The organism is Bradyrhizobium sp. CIR18 (assembly GCF_014198295.1).
Taxonomy (GTDB): domain Bacteria; phylum Pseudomonadota; class Alphaproteobacteria; order Rhizobiales; family Xanthobacteraceae; genus Bradyrhizobium.
Window position 1 is genome coordinate 1 of record NZ_JACIHF010000037.1, and the last position, 2,289, is coordinate 2,289.

A 2,289-nucleotide genomic window follows, 5' to 3' on the forward strand; every position below is an offset into this window, starting at 1 on the left:
CGCCGCGCCGCTATAGAGCACGTTGCTGGATGCGGTGGCGCTGGCGAAGCTCGTCGTGCCGCGGAGGTCGGCGGCGGTCGCACCGGAGATGGTGGTCGAGACGTTCGACTTGGTGGAGTAACCCACCGTGGTCTGCAGCGCCTGGTTGGCGATCGACTTGGCGCTGTCGATCAGCTTCTGCAGAGAGGTCAGGCCGGTGTTGGCGGCCTGCAGCACCTGCACGCCGTTGGCGATGCTGTCGAGCAGGTTGTTGATGTCGCTGGCGCGGTTGTCGAGCGACTGTGCGGTGAAGAAGTTGGTGGGATTGTCCAGGGCCGAGTTGACGCTCTTGCCGGTCGACAGACGGTTCTGTGTGGTGGCGAGGAGATCAGCAGTGGACTGGAGAGAGAGGAGGTTCTGGCGAACCGACGCAGAGAGAACAATACCTGACATGACTCTTACCCTTCTGGCTTACGCGTCTTCGTTCGATCGCTTCGGATCGAGTGACGGGGCCAGCGTGCCGCGACATGGCTAACAAAGGGTGAAACGAACATCGCCTGCATAAGCGCCGGTTCACCATAAGCGCGCGCAAGGTGCGCGAGGGCTCGGCAATCAAGCTGAAATCGTTGGTGTTTTTCCGCGCTTACGCTCCATTAACCATAACCGCTGGTTACTTTTTCGGGTGCCGCCTGCCCTCTCGAAGTCTCCAGGCGGTCGGCAAAAAGAAGGCGGCGGGGCCGAAGCCCCGCCGCCGGATCTTGCTCGCGATGTCGTCCGCGATTTAGCGGAGCAGCTGGAGCACGCTCTGCTGCGACTGGTTGGCCAGCGACAGCGCGGAGACCGCGATCGACTGACGGGTCGACAGCGCCTGGCTGTTGGCCGCCTCGACGTTGGTGTCGGCCAGGGTCAGGTTGGACGAGCCGGTCTGCAGCACGTTGATCAGGTTCTTGTTGAAGTCCTGACGAACCTGCACGATCGTCAGGTTCGAACCGAGGCTCGAAGCTTCCGAGCGCAGCGTGCTCGACGCGGCGTTCAGGTTGGTCAGCACCTTGTTGGTGGCGGCGTTGTCGATGAAGTCGACGCCGCCGGTCAGCGCAGCGAGGCCCAGACCCTTGGAGTTGTAGGTCACGCCGGTGATGCTCAGGTTCGACTTGCCGGTCTCGTCGAACACCAGCTTGAGCTGGTCGCCGTTCAACAGGTTGACGCCGTTGAACGAGGAGTCCTGCGCGGTCGAGTCGATCTGGTTCAGGATGTTGTTGTACTGAGACACCAGGTTCGCACGCGAGGTCTGGGCAACCGTATCCTGGACGGGGGTGGAAGCCGTCGAGAACGTCAGTGCCGATGTCAGCGTACCGCCGATCGCACCACCCGCCGCCGTCGATCCGATGGTCGAGGACGCGTAGTCGTTGGTGGTCGAGACCGTCAGCAGGCCGTTGGCGTCGATCGTCGCCGTCAGGTTGTTGGCCTGCAGCTTGGTGTTGAGCTGATCGAGCGTCTTGACGGTGCCGTTGGTGCCGTCGCCGAAGGTGACGTTGACCGCCGTGCCGCCGTTGAAGGAGGAGAAGGTCAAGGTCTTGCCCGTGAGGCCGCCAACGCCGGAGGTCCGCGCCGCGGTGAAGGCGGTCGAGGTCCCCGTGTTACCGGCGAAGCCGAGCACGTTCAACGCATTGCCGGTGCCGGTGATCGACAGATCGGCGTTGACGCCGGTCGAGATCTTGAGCTGGCCGGAGGCGTTGATCGACGAGTTGGTCTGGCCGGTGGCGGTCGCAAGCGTCGCGGTGCCGTTGGCGTTGATCGTCGCGGTCTGCACGCCGGTGGCAAGGTCGATCGCCTTCAAGACATCGTTGACCGTGCCGGCCTGCAGGTAGACCGTCGAGTTGCCGTTGCCGTCGGTGAGGACGTTGCCGCTCGCACCAAAACCGCTCGGAACGCTCGGAGCACCGGTCGAGCCCGGGATCGGCGCGTTCTTGAAGGTGATGACGTGACCGTCGACGTTCAGCGTCGAGCCGTCCGCGATCTCCGCCCCCAGCGAGGCCGAGCTCGTGGTCCGGTTGACGTTGACCGTGGCGTTGCCGCCGCCCACGGCCGTCGTCAGGGCGAGGGCCTTGAGCAGGTCGGCCTTGCCGGTGACGCTCAGATCCGCACCAGTCGAGCTCCTCAGCGTGACGGCGCCGCCGGCAACGGTCGAGGCGGTCTGGCCGACGCTCGTGGCGAGCGTCGCAGCACCCGCGCTGATGGCAACTGTCTTGACGCCGCTGGCCAGATCGATCGCGCTCAACAGATCGTCGACGGTTGCAAGCGTCGCAGGCG

The 2,289-nt window shown here is 64.4% G+C and carries 1 protein-coding gene and 1 pseudogene; both read right to left on the reverse strand.

Annotated features, from left to right (window positions below):
• Positions 1 to 432: pseudogene (locus GGD65_RS39880) on the reverse strand (flagellin); the annotation flags it as partial.
• A gap of 328 nt (positions 433 to 760) precedes the next feature.
• A partial coding sequence (locus GGD65_RS39885) for a DUF1522 domain-containing protein (protein ID WP_183238753.1) occupies positions 761 to 2,289 on the reverse strand: 1,529 nt, incomplete at its 5' end.